A 22,764-nucleotide genomic window follows, 5' to 3' on the forward strand; every position below is an offset into this window, starting at 1 on the left:
ACTGGCAGAGAATAAGAGGTTAACGGATTAACCGATATATTCTAAACCGTTCATATATGGGCGCAGCGCTTCAGGTACCTGAATGCGGCCATCAGCCTGCTGATAGTTTTCCATCACAGCGACCAGGGTGCGCCCCACCGCCAGACCAGAGCCGTTCAGGGTATGCACCAGGCGCGGCTTCTTGTCATCTTTGCTGCGGTAGCGGGCCTGCATACGGCGCGCCTGGAAATCCCACATATTGGAGCAGGAGGAAATTTCACGATAGGTGTTCTGCGCCGGAACCCAGACCTCCAGATCGTAGGTCTTGCTGGAGCCAAAGCCCATGTCGCCGGTGCACAGCAGCACCTTGCGGTACGGCAGATTCAGCAGCTGCAGCACTTTCTCCGCGTGCGCGGTCAGCTCTTCCAGCGCCGCCATCGAGTCCTCCGGACGGACGATCTGTACCAGCTCAACCTTATCGAACTGGTGCATACGGATCAGACCGCGGGTATCGCGACCATAGGAGCCAGCCTCAGAGCGGAAGCACGGGGTATGGGCGGTCATCTTCAGCGGCAGCGCACTCTCTTCCAGGATCTCACCGCGCACCAGGTTGGTTACCGGTACTTCGGCGGTCGGGATCAGCGCATAGATGCTGCTGTCGGCCTCTTCTTCCAGCGGACGGGTGTGGAACAGATCCGCGCCGAACTTCGGCAGCTGACCAGTACCGTACAGGGTATCGTGGTTGACCAGATACGGCACATAGGTTTCCAGGTAGCCATGCTGCTCCGTGTGCAGATCCAGCATAAACTGGGCCAAGGCACGGTGCATACGGGCGATCTGACCTTTCATTACCACAAAGCGGGCACCGGTCAACTTCACGGCCGCGGCGAAATCCAGGCCCTCGGCCATTTCACCCAGAGTGACGTGATCACGGACATCAAAATTGTAGCTGCGCGGCTCACCCCAGCGGCAGATCTCCTGGTTATCGTTCTCATCACGACCGACCGGCACGGAGTCATCCGGCAGGTTGGGGATAGAGAGCGCCAGATCGCGGATTTCCTGCTGCAGCCGATCCAGCTCGGCCTTGGCGGCATCCAGCTTTTCACCCAATTCGTTGACTTCACGGCGCAACGGTTCAATATCCTCACCGCGCGCTTTCGCCGCACCGATCGATTTGGATCGCGAGTTACGCTCAGCCTGCAGGGACTCCGTTTCTACCTGCAGCACTTTACGGCGTTCTTCCTGTTGACGCAGTGTGTCAACATCCAGTTTATAGCCTCGGCGAGCCAGTTTTTCGGCGACTGCGTCTAGCTCATTACGCAGCAAATTGGGATCTAGCATGCTAATCCTGTGAATTATTGAGGGGTTTTTAATAAACAATACATCAAGGCGATAGCCACATCTGCGGCAGTGCGCTCAATGCAAAGCGGATTTCTTCACAACCTTACCGCAATGAATGGGTTAGCGGTAGCGTTTTGTCGGGCTATTTTGATCCTGCTCAGCGAGCCAGGCCAGCTTATCGCCGATCTTACCCTCAAGGCCGCGCGCCGTTGGCTGATAATAGCGCGTCTGCGCCATTTCCTGTGGGAAATAGACCTCTCCAGCCGCATAGCCGTTCGGTTCATCATGGGCATAGCGGTACTCCTGCCCCAGCCCCATCGACTTCATCAGAGACGTCGGCGCATTGCGCAGGTGAGGCGGCACATCGTAGTCCGGACGCTCTTTGGCATCGCGCATCGCCGCCTTAAAGGCGGTATAGACGGCATTACTCTTCGGCGCACAGGCCAGGTAGACGATCGCCTGGGCAATGGCACGCTCCCCTTCAGCGGGGCCGACGCGGGTAAAGCAGTCCCAGGCAGCGATCGCCACCTGCATCGCACGGGGATCGGCATTGCCCACATCCTCCGACGCAATGGCCAGCAGACGGCGTGCCACGTACAGCGGATCGCCGCCCGCCGTAATAATGCGCGCATACCAGTATAGCGCGGCATCCGGTGCGGATCCGCGCACGGACTTATGCAATGCGGAGATCAGGTCGTAATAGCGATCGCCGTGGTTATCGAAGCGGGCACTGCGCTCACCGGACACCGATCGCAGCAGATCCAGGGTTAGCACCCGCTGCCCCTGGGCGTCCGTCTCGGCCATATCCGCCATCATCTCCAGCGTATTCAGCGCCCGACGCGCATCGCCATTGACCAGCTCCGCCAGGGCATCCAGGGTCTCCGTCGGCAGCGTCACATCCTGGCCGCCATAGCCGCGCTCGCGATCCGTCATCGCCTGCCGCACCACCTGGACGATATCCTGCGCATCCAACGCCTTGAGCAGGTATACCCGTGCCCGCGACAACAACGCCGAGTTCAGCTCAAACGAGGGGTTTTCCGTGGTGGCCCCGATAAAGGTGATGGTGCCATCCTCGATATGGGGCAAAAAGGCGTCCTGCTGACTCTTGTTAAAGCGGTGCACCTCATCGACGAACAGGATCGTGCGCCGCCCCGCGTCGCGATTGTGGCGTGCACGCTCAATGGCCTCACGGATCTCCTTGATCCCCGAGGTCACCGCCGAAATCCGCTCCACCTCGGCATGGCCGTAGCGGGCGATCAGCTCCGCCAGCGTCGTCTTGCCGGTCCCCGGCGGCCCCCACAGGATCATCGAGTGCAGGTGCCCCGCCAAAATGGCGCGCGGCAGCGGTTTGCCCGCCGCCAGCAGGTGACGCTGTCCGATGTACTGCTCCAGCGTCGCCGGCCGCATCCGGGCGGCCAACGGCTGAAACGCATTCTGGGAGAAGTCGAGGGAAAGATTGCTCACGTCGCGGTTCCGCCCCTTATTGTTGACGCTGATCGTCCAGCGTCACACCAGGCGGCGGTGTAAAGCGGAACTTGGCCGCATCCACCGCGCCATTCTGCTGACGCTTCAGCGTATAGACGCTGCGCTGGCCATCCTGCTCGACGGCGCTAAAGCCGTTGATGGTGCCGTCAGGCATTACGCTGATGGTGAACTTCTTCAGGTTATTCTTGGCGCTCTTCGGCACCAGATCGAAGGTATTCCCCTGCTGGGTCACGTTATACTGCGCCCAGTCGCTGGCGTCGTTGCGGGTGATCAGCATAAACGGCGTATTGCCGGTGGCGCGGTTAAGCCAGGTGGCGGTCACCTGCTCGACGAAGGGGTTATAAAACCACAGGGTCTTGCCATCGGACACCAGCACGCTCTCATCCGGCGAAATCATATGCCAATTAAACAAATTGGGGCGTTTTACCCACAGCTCCCCCTCGCCCTGCTGCACCGGCGTGCCGTCCGCCGTGCTGACCGTCTGGGTAAAGCTGGCGTGGAAACTGTTTACCTTATTCAAACGTCCCTGCAGATCGCTGCTCGGCGACGCCAGAACGGAGGCCGACATCATGCCGCTAACGACGCAGCACGCAACTAACAGCTTTTTCATCGGTATGATTACCTTAAGCAAGAATAAATTGGGCCTGACCGCCGCGATACCGCGATCAGGTGTCACAATACCCGTTGATTATACGCAGGGCCGTGGAGCGCCACGCGAGAAAAACGTCGCGCTGTGCCGCACCGTCCATCAGTCATAGTCGCCGGACGGCGGTGCCAACACCTCACGGTTACCGTTATGCCCCTGCGGGCTGACGATCCCCTGAGCCTCCATCTGCTCCACAATGCGCGCCGCCCGGTTATAGCCGATACGGAACTGCCGCTGCACCCCGGAAATCGACGCCCGACGCTTGTCAATCACGAACGCGACGGCCTGATCGAACAGCGGATCCAGCTCATCGTCGCTGTCCAGACCCGTACCGCCGCCTTCACTGTCATCGCAGGCGGTAATGCTGTCAATATACTGTGGACGCCCGCGCGCCTTCCAGTCCTGCACCACCGCGTGGACCTCTTCGTCGCGCACAAAGGCACCGTGCACCCGCACCGGCGTCGAGGTATTGGGCGGAATATACAGCATGTCGCCCATCCCCAGCAGTGATTCGGCGCCGCCCTGATCCAGGATGGTGCGCGAGTCGATCTTGCTGGAGACGGTAAAGGCGATACGGGTCGGAATGTTGGCCTTGATCAGGCCCGTGATCACATCGACCGACGGACGCTGGGTCGCCAGCACCAGATGGATACCCGCCGCGCGCGCCTTCTGCGCCAGGCGAGCGATCAGCTCCTCCACCTTCTTGCCTACCGCCATCATCAGGTCGGCGAACTCGTCCACCATCACCACGATATAGGGCAGCTTTTCCAGCTCCGGCGGCAGTGCATCCATACTGTCGCCCGGCCGCCACAGCGGATCGGGGATCGGACGGCCCATCGCTTCGGCCTGACGCACCTTATCGTTATAGCCAGCCAGGTTGCGCACCCCGAGTGCGGACATCAGGCGGTAGCGGCGCTCCATCTCCCCGACGCACCAGCGCAGCGCGTTGGCCGCGTCCTTCATATCCGTAACCACTTCGGTCAGCAGGTGCGGAATGCCTTCATAAACCGACAGCTCCAGCATCTTCGGATCGATCATGATAAAGCGTACTTCGTCCGGTGTGGACTTGAACAGCATGCTCAGGATCATCGCGTTCACCCCCACCGATTTACCGGAGCCGGTGGTACCGGCCACCAGCAAATGGGGCATACGCGCCAAATCGGCGATCACCGGCTGACCGGCGATATCCTTACCCAGCACCACCGTCAGCGGCGAAGGGCTCTCGCGGAACTGCGGGCAGTCGAGCACCTCGCGCAGGTAGACGGTCTGGCGATGCTTGTTGGGCAGCTCCAGCCCCACGTAGGGTTTGCCTGGGATCACCTCCACTACGCGAACCGCTACGGCCGACAGGGAGCGCGCCAGATCGCGTGACAGGTTGGAGATGCGCGCCGCTTTAACTCCCGGCGCCAGATCCAGCTCGAAGCGGGTGATCACCGGCCCCGGCGAAATACCGACCACCGCGGCCTTCACCCGATAGTCCGCCAGGCGCGCCTCCACCAGCTGCCCCTGCTGCTCCAGGGCAAACATATCCACCGGCTCAGCGTTAGCCGGCGGCGACGTCAGCAGATCCAGGGTCGGCAGCGGCGTCGTCGGCTTATGCAGCGGCCGCTCGTCGCGCATCAGGAAGGGATGCACCAGCCCGGCCATCGCATCCTGTTGGGCAGGCTGTGCTGCGCCAGGTTGCACGGGCTCGGGTTCCGGCTGCGGCGACAGGGTAAATAGCGGCTCCTGAGGAGCCTTGTCTTCGGCGGCGAAATCGGAAAAATCAAAGGTGGGCATCGGCTGTTTAGCCCGCGCCAGTGCCTCGCGGGCTGAGAACGACATCAGCCCGCCCTGCGGCGGCTCTGAGGCCGCCCGGGGCTCCGGAATATCCTGTGCTGCCGCAGCGTCACGATCCCGGCTGTCCTCGGTATTGCCATAGCGCTGCTGCTGCGCGGCCAGAAACTCGCGCTGCAGGCGGCTCTGCTCCTGCGCGCGCTCATCCTCGTCTTCGTGCAGGTAATCCTGCCCATAACGGACCCGCTGCTGGTGGACAAAGGCCTCGCGCAGCGCGGCCTGATCCAACTGTGCCGCGCGCGTGGTCTCATCCTCAGTCGTCGCTGCGATCTGATGTTCCTGCGGTTCTGAGTGGGCGGAAAACGACGGCAGCGATGCCGCATCAGGCGCAGGGGGTGCAGGGGGTGCCGCGCCACCCGCTCCGGCGGCCAGCGCCGAGGCCTGGGCAAAGATGGACTGACCGGCGGCGGCGGCGCTCTCCTGTCCCAGCGGCGTCACCTGCAGCGGCGGCGTCTGCTCCAGCTCCGCCAGCGCCTCCTGTGCGCGGCGCTCCTGGGCCTCACGGCGGGCGCGATCTTCCGCCATCCGCTGTGACGGCAGCTTGATCCCCAGCGACGCCAGCTCACGACGGGTCGGAATACGCACCGGATTTGGACGCGGCAGCTCCGGACCAATGCCCTGTTTCACCTGTACTCCACCGTCCAGCGCGCCAATGACCGGGGTAAAGGCCGCCGCCGCAAAGGCGGTCGGCTCATCGTGACGGCTGGCAGCCCCAAACACCGGCAGCTCCGGCGACAGCCCCGGGTTGATATAGGGGAGGCCTGCCGCGGCGTCATGCACGGCGTTCGGCTCATCGTCGCCCGGCGTAGCCCACTGGCCAAGAGGTGGCTCGGCATCGCGCGGCGGATGGGAACGCCCGGACGTCACCGGGCGCGGAGCGATCGAGGACGGCGCATGTGGGCGATCCTCCGGCAAAGTAAACGAATACATCGGGGCGACCGGCTCATTGCTTTCAGGCTCGGCGGCGCTGAAAGTGAACGGAGCCGGGTCGGCTGCCGACGATGCGGCGGAAAACAGAGGAGTATCGGGAGCGGGTGCCGCTGATGTCGCGACGGCGACATGCGGCGTGGTGCCGTCATGTAGCGACGAGGAAAACTGCAGATCGCTCGGCGCACTCGGTGCCACTGGCGGTACGGCGACGGACGCCGGGGCAGGCATCGCCACGATATCCGGTGCACTGAGCGCAGCGGCAGCCGTCGGCAGCGCGCCAGGGTGATCCTGCGCCTGCGGCGGAGCATCATCCACCTGCGCCAGCGGGCGCAGACCCTTCATTGCCGGCGGCGCGTTGGGCGCAGGCGCCTCATCTGACGCCCGCAGACCGGACAGCAGCGGATCGTCTGCCTCGCTCAACAGTGGATCGATGATGCGGTGTGCATCCACCGCCGTCGTATCGACGGCCGCGGCGCTAAGCTCATCCGCGCCGTAGGCCTCAGCGTCGTCGTCATCATCGTCCGCACGCGCATCGCGGCGCGAACGGTTGCTCATAAATGTCAGACTGCCGAGCAGCAGCGCGCCGAGCTTCTCCGCGATGGTCAGCCATGACCAGCCGGTGAACAGCGATAGCCCTACGGCCCAGCTTCCCAACATCGCCAGAGTTGCCCCAATGCTACCCAGCAGCGGCAGCACTACGCTGCTTATCAGGCTGCCGATCACACCGCCGGAGGCGAAGTAGTACAGATCATCGACGTTCACCGCCGCCAGCCCACAAGAGGCGATAACCAGCGCCAGCATGCCGATCAGACGCAGAGCAATGGCAAAGTAGTCCACATGGCCGCTGTCGTCACGCTTACGGTAGGCCACCCAGCATAGGATCACCATGATCGGAGGAATGGCATAGGCCAGTACGCCAAAGACAAAGAACAACGTATCGGCCATCCAGGCGCCGGCACCGCCGCCGATATTGTGGATCGGCTCATGCCAGGCGGTCTGCGACCAACTGGGATCGGAGGGGGCGAACGTCATCAGCGATGCCATCATATACACGGCAAACAGCGCAACCAAAATCAGCAGCACCTCATACACTCGCCGTCCGCCGCTTACGTGCTTCAGGGTAACTTCTTTTTCTTCTGTATATTCCTGGCTCAAGAAAGGCTCTCCAGGGTCCTGTTTTCTGTCATTGCGTGCAGTCTATGCTGCATGCCCGCCATAAGAACAGCGCCGAGGCGTCGCCCGGCGCTGAAACTGTATACATACACAGGAGTGTACCCAAATTATTGTGGCTTTGCACCTGTCCGCGCGTCAGCGCGTTTTGATCACCAGGCGGTTGCTCTGCTTCACCTCTTCCATCACCACATAGGTGCGGGTGTCGTTCACGCCCGGCAGACGCAACAGGGTCTCACCCAGCAGCTTACGGTAGGCTGACATATCCGGTACACGGGTCTTCAACAGGTAGTCAAAGTCACCGGAAACCAGGTGACACTCCTGAATCTCCTCCAGCTTCTGCACCGCGGTATTGAACTGTTCAAATACATCCGGTGCCCCGCGGTTCAACGTGATCTCCACGAAAACCAGTAGGGATGCATCCAGATAGTGTGGATTCAGCAACGCGGTATAGCCCTGAATAAAGCCCTGCCGCTCCAGTCGACGCACGCGCTCCAGGCACGGCGTCGGCGATAGCCCCACGCGCTTGGAAAGCTCGACGTTGGAGATACGGCCATCCTTCTGCAACTCATTCAGGATATTACGGTCAATACGATCCAGATCCTTACCAGGGCGTTTCTTATTATCTGCCATCTTGTTATCTCTCTTATATTCTTCCCTGTTGCCATCCCTGCGACAAGGTCACATTGCCAAGGAATAGTCCCAAAAGAAGACATTGTGCCTGCCCGTCAACTGGCAATTTCCATTGCCATCGCCTGCGACCACCGGATGGGTCCGGGGTGCCTATTTCCTGCTGGGGTCTCCCCCTGTTTTACGTACCTGAGCGCGCCCCTGCTCCCCCGCTACCGCCGCAGCGGTGAGCGCAGAATGATCGTCGATGTAGACTTGACCATCATGCCACTCACGGACCGGGTAACATCCCGTTAGGCAACACCCCGGCCTTACGCTATGAGATGGGACGCTTTTCCATCAGAGAAGAGTAAACCCGCCAATCCCGACAAAGTTTCCCATCCTCTCTTCCATGTTTTCGCAAATGAACAGCTGATTGTCAAAGCAAAAGAAATAAAATTAGAAGAACCTACCAAATAATATCTTAAGGCAACGTTTCCCTAGGTCAAAAGCACCACCATATCCCGACTCATTTCTCTATTTTTCCGCGCCACCTATCGCCATTGCCTAGCGATAATAACTGGATATTGTCTCATTATCAGTGCATCTTACTAATATTGACTAATCTTATTGATAGCCATTACCTATTGCACAGATTGATAACATCTTTGCTGCGCGCTTTTTTTACTCCGCCAGTTTTTTTAAAATCGAATCCAAGACGCACCACATTGGAAAAGAGGATTTCATGAGCTCCGTAAAACATTGCAAGCTTCTCATTCTGGGCTCAGGCCCGGCGGGATATACCGCGGCCGTCTATGCAGCACGCGCCAACCTCAATCCGGTACTGATTACCGGCATGGAAAAAGGCGGCCAGCTCACCACCACCAGTGAGTTGGAAAACTGGCCGGGCGACCCGGAAGGGCTGACCGGTCCCCTGCTGATGGAACGCATGAATCAGCATGCGGCCAAATTCAATACCGAGATCATCCTTGACCATATTCAGCGCGTGGATCTCAGCCAGCGCCCGTTTCGCCTGTTTGGCGACAGCCAGGAATACAGCTGCGACGCGCTGATCGTCGCTACCGGCGCCTCTGCACGCTATCTGGGGCTACCGTCGGAAGAGGCCTTTAAAGGCCGCGGTGTCTCCGCCTGCGCCACCTGTGATGGCTTTTTCTACCGTCAGCAGGAGATCGCCGTGATCGGCGGTGGCAATACCGCCGTAGAAGAGGCTCTGTACCTGGCCAACATTGCCGCCAAGGTGCATCTGATCCACCGCCGCGACAGTTTCCGCGCCGAAAAGATCCTTATCGACCGCCTGATGGACAAGGTGCGCAGCGGTAATATCGTCCTGCACACCAACCGTACCCTGGACGAGGTGCTCGGCGATGATATGGGTGTTAATGCCCTGCGGCTGAAAGATACCCAGAACGGAGCCTGCGAAGCGCTGGCCGTCAGCGGCCTGTTTGTCGCGATCGGCCACAGCCCGAACACCGCCATCTTCGATGGCCAGCTGACGCTGAGCAACGGTTACATTCAGGTACAGTCCGGTCTGAACGGCAACGCGACCCAGACCAGCGTCCCGGGCGTATTCGCTGCCGGCGACGTCATGGACCATATCTATCGTCAGGCGATCACCTCTGCCGGCACCGGCTGCATGGCGGCGCTGGACGCCGAGCGCTATCTCGATAGCCTGGCCGATACCGCGCGCCACGCCTAATCCTTACCTATCGGGGCCGCCGCCGGCGGCCCGCATTTTACGCACGCTTCTCCTTTGGTGACAGAATTTACGGCGGCTTGGTTTCAACTCCTCGAGCGGCGTTGTAATATCGGATGCGGCGTCGGCCCGTGAGTAGACCGACGCTACCGTTCAGCCTGCCGTACGCCTGTGCTCCGGGCCTGATCTCCACTTCACCTGCATCAGACTAGACACCATCGCTTAATGAATAAACAACGACAACGCGAACTCACGCAGTGGCTGAAGCAGCGCAGTCGCCCGGCCCAACGCTGGCTCCGGCTCTCCATGCTGCTCGGCCTGCTCTCCGGGCTACTGATCATCGTCCAATCCTGGCTACTGGCAACCCTGCTGCAGCGGCTGATCATTGACCATACGCCGCGCGGCGACCTGGTACATGACTTCGCCCTGCTGATCGCCGCCATCGCGCTGCGTGCGCTGCTGGGCTGGCTGCGCGAGCGCGTCGGCTTTCACTGCGGTCAGGTGGTTCGCCGCGAGATCCGCGCGCTGGTACTCAACCGCCTGGCGCAGCTGGGCCCAGCCTGGATCCAGGGACAACCCGCCGGACACTGGGCGACCCTGCTCCTGGAACAGATCGAAGAGATGCAGGAGTTCTACGCCCGCTATCTGCCGCAGATGGCACTGGCCGTCACGATCCCGCTGCTGATCCTCGCCGCCGTATTCCCCATCAACTGGGCCGCCGGGCTGATCCTGTTCGCCACCGCGCCGCTGATCCCGCTGTTTATGGCGCTGGTCGGGATGGGCGCCGCCGATGCCAACCGACGCAACTTTCTGGCACTGAGCCGCCTGAGCGCCAACTTCTTAGATCGTCTGCGCGGCATGGAGACCCTGCGCCTGTTTCACCGCACCCGCGCCGAGACCCGGCATATCGCCCAGTCCTCTGAAGATTTTCGTAAACGCACCATGGAGGTGCTGCGCCTGGCATTCCTCTCATCTGCGGTACTGGAGTTCTTTGCCTCCGTCTCCATCGCCGTGGTAGCGGTCTACTTTGGTTTTTCATACCTCGGTGAACTGAACTTTGGCCACTACGATCGCAGCGTAACCCTGTTCGCCGGTTTCCTGGTATTGATACTGGCACCGGAGTTCTTCCAGCCCCTGCGTGATCTGGGGACATTTTACCACGCCAAGGCACAGGCCATCGGCGCCGCGGAGGCGCTGGTGAGCTTCCTCGACGCCAGTGATGAAACGCAGCGCGCGACACCGCCGGATAGCGCAGCGACGGCGGATAGCGCAGCGACGGGGGGCAGCGACGCTCCCCTGACACTGGAGGCGCACAACCTGGAAATCCTTTCGCCGCAGGGAAAAGTCCTGGCCGGTCCCCTCAACTTTCGCATCAGCGCCGGTGAACGTATCGCACTTGTCGGCTATAGCGGTGCGGGCAAAAGCTCGCTGATTAATCTGTTGCTCGGCTTTCTGCCCTACCGCGGTGAACTGCTGATCGATGGACAGCCGCTGAACGTACTGCCTCTCGCCAGCTGGCGACGCCAGCTGGCCTGGGTTGGCCAGAACCCGACGCTGCCGCTGCCAACGCTGCGGGCCAACATCCTGCTGGGTACGCCCCAGGCCGACGATGCGCAGCTACAGCACGCCGTCGAACGGGCCTACGTCGACGAGTTTCTTCCCCTGCTGCCGCAGGGGCTGGACACCCCAATCGGCGAGGATGCCGCCCGCCTCTCTGTCGGCCAGGCCCAGCGCGTCGCCGTTGCTCGGGCGCTGATCCGCCCCTGTCGCCTGTTGCTGCTGGATGAGCCGACCGCCAGCCTGGATGCCAACAGCGAGCGCCTGGTGATGCGCGCGTTGCAGGCCGCCGCCCGATGTCAAACTACCCTGATGGTTACCCATCAGCTTGATGAACTGGCACAGTTTGATCGTATTTGGGTTATGGAGCAGGGGCAGCTGGTGCAACAGGGCGACTTCAGCGCACTCTCCCTGCAACGCGGCAGCCCGTTTGCCACCCTTCTCGCTACCCGCCATCAGGAGATTTAACCATGCGCGTCCTGCTGCCCTTTTTGGCTCTGTATCGCCGCCACTGGATCCGCATGTCCCTTGGCATGCTGCTGGCCATCGCCACCCTACTGGCCAGCATCGGCCTGTTGACCCTGTCTGGCTGGTTCCTCGCCGCCTCGGCGCTGGCCGGGATAGCCAGTCTGATCTCTTTTAACTATATGCTGCCCGCCGCCGGCGTCCGCGGCGCTGCCATCATCCGTACCGCCGGACGCTATGCTGAACGGTTGGTCAGCCACGATGCCACGTTCCGGGTTCTATCCCACCTACGGGTGTTTACCTTCAGCCGCCTGATACCGCTGTCGCCGGGCGGCCTGGCCCGTTTCCGTCAGGCTGAACTGCTCAACCGCCTGGTGGCCGACGTCGATACGCTGGATCACCTCTATCTGCGGGTGATCTCGCCGCTGCTCAGCGCGGTGGTGATCATCGCGGTCGTGGTTTGCGGCCTCAGCTGGCTGGATCTCCGGCTGGCGCTGACCCTGGGAAGCATTATGCTGGCACTGCTGCTGGGGCTACCGACGCTATTTTACCTGGCCGGGAAACCGGTCGGTGCCGCACTGACTGCTCTACGCGCAGACTACCGCACCCAGTTGGTCGGCTGGATCCGCGCCAACGCCGAGCTGGCGGTATACGGCGCCCAGGAGACCTTTCGCCAGCGCCTGGATAACAAAGAGCGGCTATGGCAGCGCCAGCAGCAGCGCCAGGCGGCGCTCGGCGCGCTGTCTCAAGGGATCATGATCCTGGCCTCCGGCCTGACCTTTACCCTGATCCTGTGGCTGGCGGCAGCCGGCATCGCCGGCGATCCTCGCCCGGGTGCACTGATCGCCCTGTTCGTGTTTGCCGCACTGGCCGCCTTTGAGGCGCTGGCGCCGGTCGCGGGCGCCTTCCAACACCTGGGGCAGGTGATTGCCTCCGCCGAACGGATCGGGCAGCTGATCGACCAAACGCCGCAGGTACGCTTCCCCGAACAGGGTAAGACGCTGGACGACGATGCGCCCCTCGCCATGACGCTGGACGATCTTCACTTTACCTACCCGGGGCAGACACGCCCGGTGCTCAACGGCGTCAGCCTGGATCTGCGCGCCGGGGAGCATATCGCGTTGCTGGGACGCACCGGATGCGGTAAGTCCACCCTGCTGCAGCTGCTGACCCGCGCCTGGGACTGTAACAGCGGCGAGATCCGCCTCAACGGCCAGCGGCTGATCGATCTGGATGAGGGGGCTCTGCGCAGTGCCTGCGCCATCGTCAGCCAGCGGATACACATTTTCAGCGCCACGCTACGCGATAACCTGCTGCTCGCCGATCCACAAGCCAGCGACGCACAGCTGTGCGACGTGCTGCGAACGGTCGGTCTGGACACCCTGCTGGAGGATCATGCGCTGGACGCCTGGCTGGGTGATGGCGGCCGGCCACTCTCCGGCGGCGAACAACGACGCCTGGGCATCGCACGAGCGCTGCTGCACCGCGCGCCGCTGCTGCTGCTGGATGAACCCACCGAAGGGCTGGATGCGGAAACCGAGCGCCAGATCCTGGCGCTGCTGCGTCAGCACTGCTGTCAAAAGACCCTAGTGCTGATCACCCACCGCCTGCAGGGACTGGCGCTGATGGATCGCATCTGTGTCATGGATGATGGGCGGATCGTCGAGCAGGGGCGCCATGAGCAGCTGCTACAAGCCCATGGCCGCTACTATCAACTGTGTCAGCGCCGTTAGATTAATTTCACCGCGCGAGGAAATGGGATATGCGCATTATGCAACTGGACAGACACTCGCTGGGATTCCCCTCGCCGGAGCAGGCGCTGCACGATCCCAACGGACTGCTGGCCATCGGTGGAGATCTGCAGCCGGCGCGCCTGCTGCAGGCCTATCAGCGCGGTATCTTTCCCTGGTTCTCTCCGGGAGAGCTGATCCTGTGGTGGTCGCCGGATCCGCGGGCGGTACTGGTACCGCAGGCGCTGCACATCAGCCATAGCCTGCGCAAGGCACTGCGCCGAACCACTCTGCGGATCACCCTGAATCAGGCTTTCGCCGCGGTGATCGCCGGGTGTGCGGAACAGCGCGCCGAAGGTACCTGGATCGGACCCTCGATACAGCAGGCCTACTGTCAGTTGCACCAACTGGGCCACGCCCATTCGGTGGAGGTTTGGCAAGAGGAACGCCTGGTGGGCGGGCTGTACGGCGTCGCCCAGGGCAGCCTGTTCTGCGGAGAGTCGATGTTCAGCCGGGTCAGCAATGCCTCTAAAATGGCTTTGTGGAGCTTCTGTAGCCACTTTCAGCGCATGGGCGGTCAACTCATCGACTGTCAGGTGCTCAACGCTCACACCGCGTCGCTGGGTGCCCATGACATTCCGCGCCGCCGCTATCTGCAGCATCTGCTCAACTGTCGTAGCCAGACGCTCGCCCCCCGCTGCTGGCTGCCGCAGAGCCTCACGCTCCCCCTTCCGGCCACGGCGACACAAATAGGAGAATAGTGCCTCCGGGGGCTAAACGGGACCGTATCTCCCACCGCGCGCCGTGCCAGGCGGCGGCTCAGCGCCGTCGTCGTCTGACGCCAAACCCCGAGCGGGGCACAGCAGAAAGATAACTTACCTTTACATAACCGAGGTTTTTCGGCATTATCTTGCCGGTTAAAAACTGTGGTATTCATACCTAGAGGATTCGATGGCCAAAGAAGACAATATTGAAATGCAGGGTACCGTTCTGGATACGTTGCCCAACACGATGTTCCGCGTAGAACTGGAAAACGGACACGTCGTTACCGCTCACATCTCCGGTAAAATGCGTAAAAACTACATCCGCATCCTGACGGGCGACAAAGTCACTGTAGAGCTGACCCCGTACGACCTGAGCAAAGGCCGCATTGTCTTCCGTAGCCGCTGATAGGCTTCCCTCCCGCGCCGCAGGCTGCGTCAGGCCCGATAGTGCGATCGACACCGACAGCGGCAAGACGGGTAATTCTGCCGGTTTGTTTTCCCGGCGGTAAAAAAAGAGCGCCTTACGGCGCTCTTCCTTTATCTGTATCTACCTATGACGTCAGTGCATCGCATCCTCGGCCTTGCGCTGCTGCGCGCTGCGAAAACGGTAACTGAGGGTCGCATCACCCTCGGCCACGTCAACGCTGACCGAGCCACCGTTGACCAGCTCACCGAACAACAGCTCATTAGCCAACGGTTTTTTCAGGTTATCCTGGATCACCCGCGCCATCGGTCTGGCCCCCATAGCACGATCGTAGCCACGCTCCGCCAGCCAGTTGCGCGCGGCGTCGCTGACCTCCAGTGAAACGCCTTTGCCATCCAGCTGTGCCTGCAGTTCGACGATAAATTTATCGACCACCTGATGGATGATCTCCGTCGACAAATGGTTAAACCAGATGATGTTATCCAGCCGGTTACGGAACTCCGGCGTAAAGATCCGCCTGATCTCCTCCATCGCGTCGCTGCTATTGTCCTGCAAATTAAAACCGATTGACTTACGCTGCGTTTCCTGCACCCCAGCGTTGGTGGTCATCACCAGAATCACGTTGCGGAAGTCCGCCTTACGCCCATTATTATCGGTCAGGGTGCCGTTATCCATCACCTGCAGCAGCAGGTTGAAGACGTCCGGGTGTGCCTTCTCGATCTCATCGAGCAGCAGCACCGCGTGAGGGTTCTTGATCACCGCGTCCGTCAGCAGCCCGCCCTGATCAAAGCCAACATACCCCGGCGGGGCGCCGATCAGACGGCTCACCGTATGCCGCTCCATATACTCGGACATATCAAAGCGCAGCAGCGGGATATCCAGCGCCCGGGCCAGCTGTACCGTTACCTCGGTCTTGCCGACGCCGGTCGGCCCGGCAAACAGGAACGCTCCCACCGGACGGTGGTCCTGATTCAGCCCCGCGCGGCTCATCTTAATAGCCTCAGTGAGCGCGCTGATGGCCTTATCCTGCCCAAACACCAGCATCCGCAGGCGATCGCCCAGGCTCTTCAGCACGTCGCGGTCGCTGGCGGAGACGGTTTTCTCCGGAATACGCGCGATACGGGCCACCACCGCCTCGATATCCGCCACATTGATGGTCTTCTTACGCCGACTCGCCGGCATCAGGCGACTGCGGGCCCCGGCCTCGTCGATGACATCGATGGCCTTATCCGGCAGGTGGCGATCATTGATGTACTTCACTGACAGATCGACCGCCGCGCGCAGGGCCTTGGCGGTGTAGCGTACATCGTGGTGCGCCTCATACTTCGCCTTCAGTCCGTTGAGGATCTGCACCGTATCGTCGGCGCTCGGTTCATTAATGTCGATCTTCTGGAACCGGCGTGCCAGGGCACGATCCTTTTCAAAAATATTGCTGAACTCCTGATAGGTGGTCGAGCCGATCACCCGAATGCGCCCTCCTGACAGCAGCGGCTTGATCAGATTGGCGGCATCCACCTGACCACCGGACGCCGCCCCGGCGCCGATGATGGTGTGGATCTCATCGATAAACAGGATGCTGTCGCTGTCCTGCTCCAACTGCTTCAGCAGCGCCTTAAAGCGCTTCTCAAAGTCGCCGCGGTACTTGGTCCCGGCCAACAGAGAGCCGATGTCCAGCGAATAGAGGGTGCAATTGGCCATCACCTCTGGTACTTCACCCTGCACGATGCGCCAGGCTAACCCCTCCGCAATCGCGGTTTTACCCACCCCGGACTCCCCTACCAGCAGCGGGTTATTCTTACGCCGACGGCACAGCACCTGAATGGCGCGCTCCAGCTCACGATCGCGACCGATCAGCGGATCGATGCCGCCGACCCGCGCCAGCTGGTTCAGGTTGGTGGTGAAATTCTCCATCCGCTCTTCACCGCCGGGGGCCGCCGCTGCCTCATTCCCGCCAGGCGCATCGTTCGACCCACCGCCCGCCGCCGGGCCAGACTCGTTCTTATGGGTGCCGTGAGAAATAAAATTGACGATATCCAGACGGCTAACATCATGCTTACGCAGCAGATAGGCTGCCTGGGACTCCTGCTCGCTAAAGATGGCCACCAGCACATTGGCACCGCTGACCTCATTGCGCCCGGAAGACTGCACGTGAAAAACCGCCCGCTGCAGCACCCGCTGAAAACTCAGGGTAGGCTGAGTATCTCGCTCACTGTTCCCCTGGGGAAGCAACGGCGTAGTCTGCTCGATAAAGCTCTCCAGCTCCTGGCGCAGGGCCGCCAGATCCACCGCACAGGCCTCCAGCGCCTCCCGCGCCGCGGGGTTCGTCAACAGCGCCAGCAGCAGGTGCTCGACGGTCATAAACTCGTGTCGATGCTCGCGCGCTCTGGCGAACGCCATGTTGAGACTGAGTTCCAGTTCTTGGTTGAGCATGGGCACCTCCCTTCAGTTACCCGGTCAGGCTTTTTCCAGCGTGCACAGCAGCGGATGTTCATTGTCACGTGCGTAGCGATTAATCAATGCCACCTTGGTCTCCGCAACCTCTGCCGTGAACACACCACATACCGCCTTGCCTTTATAGTGCACAGTCAGCATCAGCTGCGTTGCACGTTCAATGTCATAAGCGAAGAACGTCTGCAGCACCTCGATGACAAACTCCATTGGCGTATAGTCATCGTTATTCAGTATGACACTATACAGTGACGGCGGCTTCACCGCCCTGCGTGTCTGATCCTCAGCCAACGGCTCAAGATTCAGCCAATCGTTCAAGTTCGCCATTTCAATCTGTTACCTGTTCTCTGCTCCCGGCGGGGCCGGTCAATCATCTATCACTGAGCGATATCATAACTACCACTAAGATTACCAGCCAACCCTGCATTTCCGCCTGTCGATCGGACAAAAAAAACGCACTGCCGCACAATTGCGTTAACTGCCTCAAACTTTGGTAAAAAGTTAGGGTGCTAAAAATAACCAATCCTTGACGGCAACGGAGGCATCAATAGAGTGTAGACAAGCGGAAATTGATTGTAATTTAATCAACCCCACTCCGCCCAGTGGCAGGCCTATAGCACGAGGCTACCGCTGCCCGTAGGGTGCGTTCCTAAGCCGTGGCGCAATGATGCCCGCAACGGCTTAAGAACCCATCCTGAATCAGTCTTATCTCATTAACCGTGATCGCCGCCCTTCTGCCGCGATCTGCCACCGTAACGAGGGATGTATAAGCATGGAGACGGGTACTGTAAAGTGGTTTAACAACGCCAAAGGCTTTGGCTTTATCTGCCCGGCCAGCGGCGGCGACGATATATTCGCCCATTACACCGCCATTCAGATGGAGGGATACCGCACGCTGAAGGCGGGTCAACAGGTTCAGTTTGACCTTCATACCGGCCCCAAGGGCAATCACGCCAACACCATAATCCCCATTCTCAGCGAGCCGGCTTCCTAAGCGGCCTCACCGGCCGGATCCCCGGTCGGTCTTTTCTCTCCTCCCCACATCAACCTATCCTCAACAATCCGTCGATTCCATATGCAGTGAGGTAACATATTGTGCCGATGTTTAGGCGGGCTCCCGGAAAATTCTGTCATCGTTAACCCGCAATGACAGGTGGCACCATGTCGTCAATCGAAATCGGCCACGCCCGGCCCGCCTCACGCCCCGCTTTACCGCTGTTTTCCAGCCTGGCGACGGGCCGTTACCGACCGAACCGTCTCTGGAATAAGGCCACTTTTCGCGCCAAGTTTACCCTGCGTGCGCTGCTGATGCCCGGCGATACCTACCGTCTGCTGAATATGTTGGCCGGACTGCCACAGCGTGATGCGATTCTACACTGCCAGCCTCGCCTACCGTGCCGTCTGCACCATCCCTACCTGAGCGTACACCTTTCCCGTCCACAGATCGTTGAAGCGCTGACGGATCACTACCGCCTGCTGAGCCAGCTGCTGCCGATGTCCCAATATCAGGCGCTGTATACTGGACAGACACTGACCCTGGCGACCCTATGCGGGAAAAACGACCAGATATACTCTCTACGATTGGCCATGCTGGAGAAGCTGAGCAAAGAGGGAGATCTCTCCATAGCACTATATGATCAAAATGATATACTGCTTTCAGCCTGCACATTTAGTTTTATCGACTACAATGGCGCACAAACCCTCTTTATTGGCGGACTGCAGGGGGCGTCGCCGTCGCTGCCTCACAGCCACACCCAAACAGCCACCAAAGCCTGCCACGGTCTGTTCCCCAAACGTCTGCTGGCCGACGCCCTGTGTGAGCTGGCACGCATTGCCCGCTGCAGGCAGATCCTGGCCGTCGGCAACAACAGCCATATCTACAGCCACTGGCGCTACCGCCGCAAAAAACAGACGCAGATGGTGGCTGACTATGACGGTTTTTGGCTTTCACTGAACGGCACACCCACCGGCGACGGTCACTTTCGCCTGCCACAGCCCCCGCAGCGCAAGTCTCTGGAGAGTATTCCGAGCAAAAAGCGCGCCGAGTACCATCGCCGCTATCAGCTGCTGGATGAAATGCAGCAGGCGATATGCGCCAGCCTGGGTGCGACTGCATAGCATCGTCTTGTCGCGCTAGACGCTGACCAGACGCGGCAGCACCTGCCACAGCCCGGCCACCAGCAGCGCTGGCCCAAATGGCACGGGCTCCGCCAGACTCACTCCCCGCCAGCAGTGCAGCAGGGCTATGCTGCCAAGCGTCAGCAGGGATGCCATCAGCAACAGCGCAGGCAGATCAGGCCCGCCGCACCAGGCGCCGAGCGCGGCCAGCAGCTTAACATCTCCGCCGCCGAGCCCCTGCACCCCGCGCCAGCGCCAGAACCCCCAGGCGATCAGCCATAGCGCCAGATACCCTGTTGCGGCACCGAACACCGCCTGTGGCAAATGCGTCGGCTGATATAGCGCGTTCCATATCAGCCCCAGCCACAGCAGTGGCTGAGTCAGCGCATCGGGCAACAGCAGGCTGGCCCGATCGATCAGCGCCAGGGCAAGACTCAGCGTGCAGAAGCTCAGCCCACAGAGCCAGGCGGCGCCGGGCGGCAGGCGCCAGGCCAGCAACAGGGCGATCGCCGCCAGCGCGGTACACAGCGCCGCACGGCAGGGAAAAGGAGAGAAATGACGATCGTGCCAGAGCAGCGGGGAGCAGAGCGGGCGCATAATTCGCAGCATCGCGCACTGCAGGGGCATACCGAGCGCCAGGCCACACAGGGCCGCCAGCATCAGCCACAGATCCATGGCCACCGCCAGGTGGGCGCTAGTCGGCCTTGCCGCGCGCCAGCCATAGCACCCGCGAAAACATATTCTTTAGCAGAAAAGGCACCTGACTCACGCCGGCCTCCTCTGCCCGCGCCGCAACCATGATCGCCAGATCGGGCTTGGAAGCGTGGTGGATAGCCTTGGTGATCACCTTACGTATCGGCATCGGCGCCGACGCCGGGATCCCGGCCACGTGGTGGTACACATCGGCAAAACCCTCATGATACATAAAGTGCTCCATATCTGGCGCCGGCAGCACCGTCAGGCGATCGCGCTCGCTCTCCTGCCCCCCCTCCAGCAGGCCGCGCACCGTCGCGGCATATTTACGCCCGGCCTCGTCGCCATCGACCAGGACATGCCAGGCGATCCCCATTCGGCGGGCGAACTTAATCAGCGGGCGCAAGCCACACTGGGCAAACTCGATCACCTTGATGCCTTCGGTATCGAAGCGGTAACCGCACTGACGCGCCAGCTCGCTCAACAGCCACACCTCCGTCTCCCCCTCAACCAGCAGCCAACAGCGGGCGAACAGCGACGAGGCGCGGTTAAAGCGAATATGAAAGGCGATCCGCCGCCCCTCTTCCGGCGTCATACCCCGAGGCCCGATACGGTACGCCGCCACCCGCCCTGACTGACGTACCAGGCGGCACACCCGTTCTACCGGCATCAGCGCCAGCAGATCGCCGGAGTTGGTGGTCGTCACCTTTTGCAGCGGCAGCTGGTTTAACAGCCCCCAGGCGACCGACAGCATGATCGGGTGCAGACGGGTCTCCGGATCTTCAATCACCAGCAGCGGGCGCGCATGGCGATCGAGGATCACCGCCCCCTTGGCCTGCAGCAGCGTTGAAAACAGACCCAGCAGGATCAGACGCATATTGCGGCTGCCCGAGGCAGCGATCATCTGATTGATATTCTCCAGAGAACGCCATGCCTGACGGCCGTGGATAATCTCATTGCGGTGGCGGCGTCGGGCGCCAACCGCCGTCTCGTCACCGTTGGTGGAAAAATAGTGCTCCAGCAGCTGCTGCATGGCGCCCAAGCCAGCGCGCAGCTCACCGTTGCTCAGCTTCTGCGGGTTACACACCAGTTCACGGGTGAGATCATCCAGCTGCTGTGCTACCTGTGCCTGATCAGGCAGATGGCGGGCGGCCAGCACGCTGGGGTGCAGACGACGAATAAAGCGGGCATCCCGCAGGCGCAGCACCGGATGCAGGCGGATCAGCTCGCGCGCCAGCAGATCGACGTGATGCAGGGAGAGTGATTCCCCCTGCTCGTTGAGAAAAGAGCGCCAGGTGCAGACCGTATTGTCGTCGCTCAGCTCGCCCTCCTGGCGGAAATAGATACGCTGCAGACGATCGCCGCTCTCCTGCCACAGAGGCGACAGCCGGTAATAACGGCGGGCCCGGGCGTGACCCCGCTCGATTTCGCAAAAGGTAAACACAATCTGCAGGTGGTGCTCTCTGGCCGTTTCATCACCGGGGGGAAAGTAGAAATCATGGGGCTGAAAACGGTACAGATCGCGCTCCGGCGACAGGCACAGGGTCAAGGCATCCAGCAGGCTCGACTTACCCCAGGCGTTTTCCCCGATCAGAACGGTATTGTCATCCAGCGACAGCGAGATGCGATTAATCCCGCGAAACCCTACGACCTCAATGCGTTCCAGGTACATGCCATCCCTCTCTCGTCGCCTCATTGTTATGAGGATGCGGGCAAAGCCTTGGCGGGTCAAGGAATGCCCCCGCTACGAGCACCATTTTGTGCTGGCTTTCTAGAAAGCCAGGAGAAAAAAGAGGTAAAGATCCCTTTTTACTTCCCTCGCGGACGCTGCGCCTTTACTCAAATCCCCCTTTTGAGTACGGTATTAGCTTTAAATTTAACATGTTAGGCTCTTATGTACTCTGGACTCTTGATCATTCTGGTACCACTCCTGCTTGGCTACCTGCTGCACCTGCGTCATAAGACGCTGATCCGTTTAATTAACCGTATGCTGAGCTGGATGGTATACGTCATCCTGTTTTTTATGGGGATCAGCCTGGCATTTCTCGATAACCTGGGCGCGAATCTGTGGCTGATCGGCAAATATGCCACGGTCTTTTTCGTGCTGATTATCGCGGCCAACCTGCTGGCGCTATGGCTGTTGGAAAAACGCACCCCCTGGTACGTCCCCCACCGTCAGGAGGCTCTGCCATCGCGCCTCCATATGGCACTGGAGTCCCTGAAGCTGTGCGGCGTCGTGGTGGGCGGCTTCCTGCTGGGCCTCACCCAGTGGCCATGGCTGAGCCACGCCACCCACGCCAGCGAATACGCCCTGATCCTGCTGCTGTTTCTGGTCGGTCTCCAGCTGCGCAACAGCGGTATGTCGCCAGGTCAGATCCTGCTGAACCGCCGCGGTATGATGATAGGCTGTGTCGTCTGCGTCAGCGCCCTGGCCGGGGGCGCCCTGGCCGCCTGGCTGCTGGGTCTGCCCCTGAAGACCGGCCTGGCTATCGCCTCGGCCTATGGCTGGTACTCCCTGTCCGGCATCATGCTGACCGAGGCCTTTGGCCCGGTGATCGGCAGCGCCGCCTTCTTTAACGATCTGGCGCGTGAACTGTTTGCTATCATGATGATCCCGACGCTGATCCAGCGCCACCGCAGCAGCGCGCTGGGCCTGTGCGGCGCCACCTCCATGGACTTTACCCTGCCGGTACTGCAGCGCAGCGGCGGCATTGAGCTGGTGCCGGCGGCGATTGTACACGGCTTCCTGCTCAGCCTGCTGGCGCCGGTGCTGATGGCGCTGTTCTCCTCCTGACCCCACCGGGCGGCGCTCCCGTGCCGCCCTTCACCCTTCACCCTTCACCCTTCACCCTTCA

17 protein-coding genes are annotated in these 22,764 nt (G+C 60.9%); 8 read left to right on the forward strand and 9 right to left on the reverse strand.

Features of this window, described 5'->3' with window-relative positions:
* Window positions 1-27: 27 nt before the first annotated feature.
* The 5 genes from serS to lrp form a co-directional block, all read right to left on the reverse strand.
* A complete protein-coding gene (serS, locus tag EIEH_RS00015) occupies window positions 28-1,320 on the reverse strand; it encodes a serine--tRNA ligase (protein WP_015871765.1) in 1,293 nt (430 codons plus the stop codon).
* A 120-nt stretch (window positions 1,321-1,440) separates the two neighbouring features.
* Window positions 1,441-2,784 (reverse strand): replication-associated recombination protein A, encoded by a 1,344-nt coding sequence (locus tag EIEH_RS00020; protein WP_015871766.1) that lies wholly within the window; start codon window positions 2,782-2,784, stop codon window positions 1,441-1,443.
* Window positions 2,785-2,800: 16 nt separating this feature from the next.
* Entirely contained in the window at window positions 2,801-3,415 is a 615-nt protein-coding gene (lolA, locus tag EIEH_RS00025; protein WP_015871767.1) for an outer membrane lipoprotein periplasmic chaperone LolA, read from the reverse strand.
* Between the two features lie 138 nt (window positions 3,416-3,553).
* A complete protein-coding gene (locus EIEH_RS00030; RefSeq protein WP_035608198.1) occupies window positions 3,554-7,372 on the reverse strand; it encodes a DNA translocase FtsK in 3,819 nt (1,272 codons plus the stop codon).
* A gap of 153 nt (window positions 7,373-7,525) precedes the next feature.
* Window positions 7,526-8,020 carry a leucine-responsive transcriptional regulator Lrp gene (gene lrp, locus EIEH_RS00035; protein ID WP_008812989.1) on the reverse strand — a complete coding sequence of 165 codons (495 nt, stop codon included), beginning with the start codon at window positions 8,018-8,020 and terminating at the stop codon, window positions 7,526-7,528.
* Between the two features lie 721 nt (window positions 8,021-8,741).
* Here lrp and trxB point away from each other — a divergent pair.
* The 5 genes from trxB (at window position 8,742) to infA (ending at window position 14,632) form a co-directional block, all read left to right on the forward strand.
* Window positions 8,742-9,713, forward strand: coding sequence for a thioredoxin-disulfide reductase (trxB, locus tag EIEH_RS00040; protein ID WP_015871769.1), 972 nt, complete (start codon window positions 8,742-8,744; stop codon window positions 9,711-9,713).
* Window positions 9,714-9,935: 222 nt separating this feature from the next.
* Complete coding sequence (gene cydD / locus EIEH_RS00045) at window positions 9,936-11,735, forward strand: heme ABC transporter permease/ATP-binding protein CydD (protein ID WP_015871770.1); 1,800 nt, start codon at window positions 9,936-9,938, stop codon at window positions 11,733-11,735.
* A gap of 2 nt (window positions 11,736-11,737) precedes the next feature.
* Window positions 11,738-13,465, forward strand: coding sequence for a heme ABC transporter ATP-binding protein/permease CydC (cydC, locus tag EIEH_RS00050; RefSeq protein ID WP_015871771.1), 1,728 nt, complete (start codon window positions 11,738-11,740; stop codon window positions 13,463-13,465).
* A gap of 29 nt (window positions 13,466-13,494) precedes the next feature.
* Window positions 13,495-14,223 carry a leucyl/phenylalanyl-tRNA--protein transferase gene (gene aat / locus EIEH_RS00055; RefSeq protein ID WP_015871772.1) on the forward strand — a complete coding sequence of 243 codons (729 nt, stop codon included), beginning with the start codon at window positions 13,495-13,497 and terminating at the stop codon, window positions 14,221-14,223.
* Window positions 14,224-14,413: 190 nt separating this feature from the next.
* Window positions 14,414-14,632 carry a translation initiation factor IF-1 gene (infA, locus tag EIEH_RS00060; protein WP_002211347.1) on the forward strand — a complete coding sequence of 73 codons (219 nt, stop codon included), beginning with the start codon at window positions 14,414-14,416 and terminating at the stop codon, window positions 14,630-14,632.
* Between the two features lie 153 nt (window positions 14,633-14,785).
* On the opposite strand, the gene clpA is transcribed toward infA, so the two are convergent.
* Window positions 14,786-17,080 carry an ATP-dependent Clp protease ATP-binding subunit ClpA gene (clpA, locus tag EIEH_RS00065; RefSeq protein WP_015871773.1) on the reverse strand — a complete coding sequence of 765 codons (2,295 nt, stop codon included), beginning with the start codon at window positions 17,078-17,080 and terminating at the stop codon, window positions 14,786-14,788.
* A 24-nt stretch (window positions 17,081-17,104) separates the two neighbouring features.
* Complete coding sequence (gene clpS, locus EIEH_RS00070; RefSeq protein ID WP_015871774.1) at window positions 17,105-17,425, reverse strand: ATP-dependent Clp protease adapter ClpS; 321 nt, start codon at window positions 17,423-17,425, stop codon at window positions 17,105-17,107.
* Between the two features lie 445 nt (window positions 17,426-17,870).
* Here clpS and cspD point away from each other — a divergent pair, with 445 nt between their 5' ends.
* On the forward strand, window positions 17,871-18,092 hold the full coding sequence (cspD, locus tag EIEH_RS00075; RefSeq protein WP_015871775.1) for a cold shock domain-containing protein CspD: 222 nt from the start codon (window positions 17,871-17,873) through the stop codon (window positions 18,090-18,092).
* Window positions 18,093-18,259: 167 nt separating this feature from the next.
* Window positions 18,260-19,216, forward strand: coding sequence for a VirK/YbjX family protein (locus tag EIEH_RS00080; protein WP_015871776.1), 957 nt, complete (start codon window positions 18,260-18,262; stop codon window positions 19,214-19,216).
* Window positions 19,217-19,231: 15 nt separating this feature from the next.
* Here the strand turns inward: EIEH_RS00080 and EIEH_RS00085 are convergent, their stop codons facing one another.
* Together EIEH_RS00085 and EIEH_RS00090 are read right to left on the reverse strand one after the other, a co-directional pair.
* A complete protein-coding gene (locus tag EIEH_RS00085; protein ID WP_015871777.1) occupies window positions 19,232-19,891 on the reverse strand; it encodes a prepilin peptidase in 660 nt (219 codons plus the stop codon).
* A 19-nt stretch (window positions 19,892-19,910) separates the two neighbouring features.
* The gene (locus EIEH_RS00090) at window positions 19,911-21,581 is read right to left on the reverse strand and encodes an ATP-dependent endonuclease (protein WP_035608203.1); all 1,671 of its coding nucleotides are present in this window, start codon (window positions 21,579-21,581) and stop codon (window positions 19,911-19,913) included.
* A gap of 222 nt (window positions 21,582-21,803) precedes the next feature.
* Between EIEH_RS00090 and EIEH_RS00095 the strand changes: the two genes are divergently transcribed.
* Window positions 21,804-22,703 carry a LysO family transporter gene (locus EIEH_RS00095; protein WP_015871780.1) on the forward strand — a complete coding sequence of 300 codons (900 nt, stop codon included), beginning with the start codon at window positions 21,804-21,806 and terminating at the stop codon, window positions 22,701-22,703.
* Window positions 22,704-22,764: the final 61 nt, after the last annotated feature.

Origin of the sequence: Edwardsiella ictaluri ATCC 33202 (assembly GCF_000264785.1) — a bacterium.
GTDB lineage: Bacteria > Pseudomonadota > Gammaproteobacteria > Enterobacterales > Enterobacteriaceae > Edwardsiella > Edwardsiella ictaluri.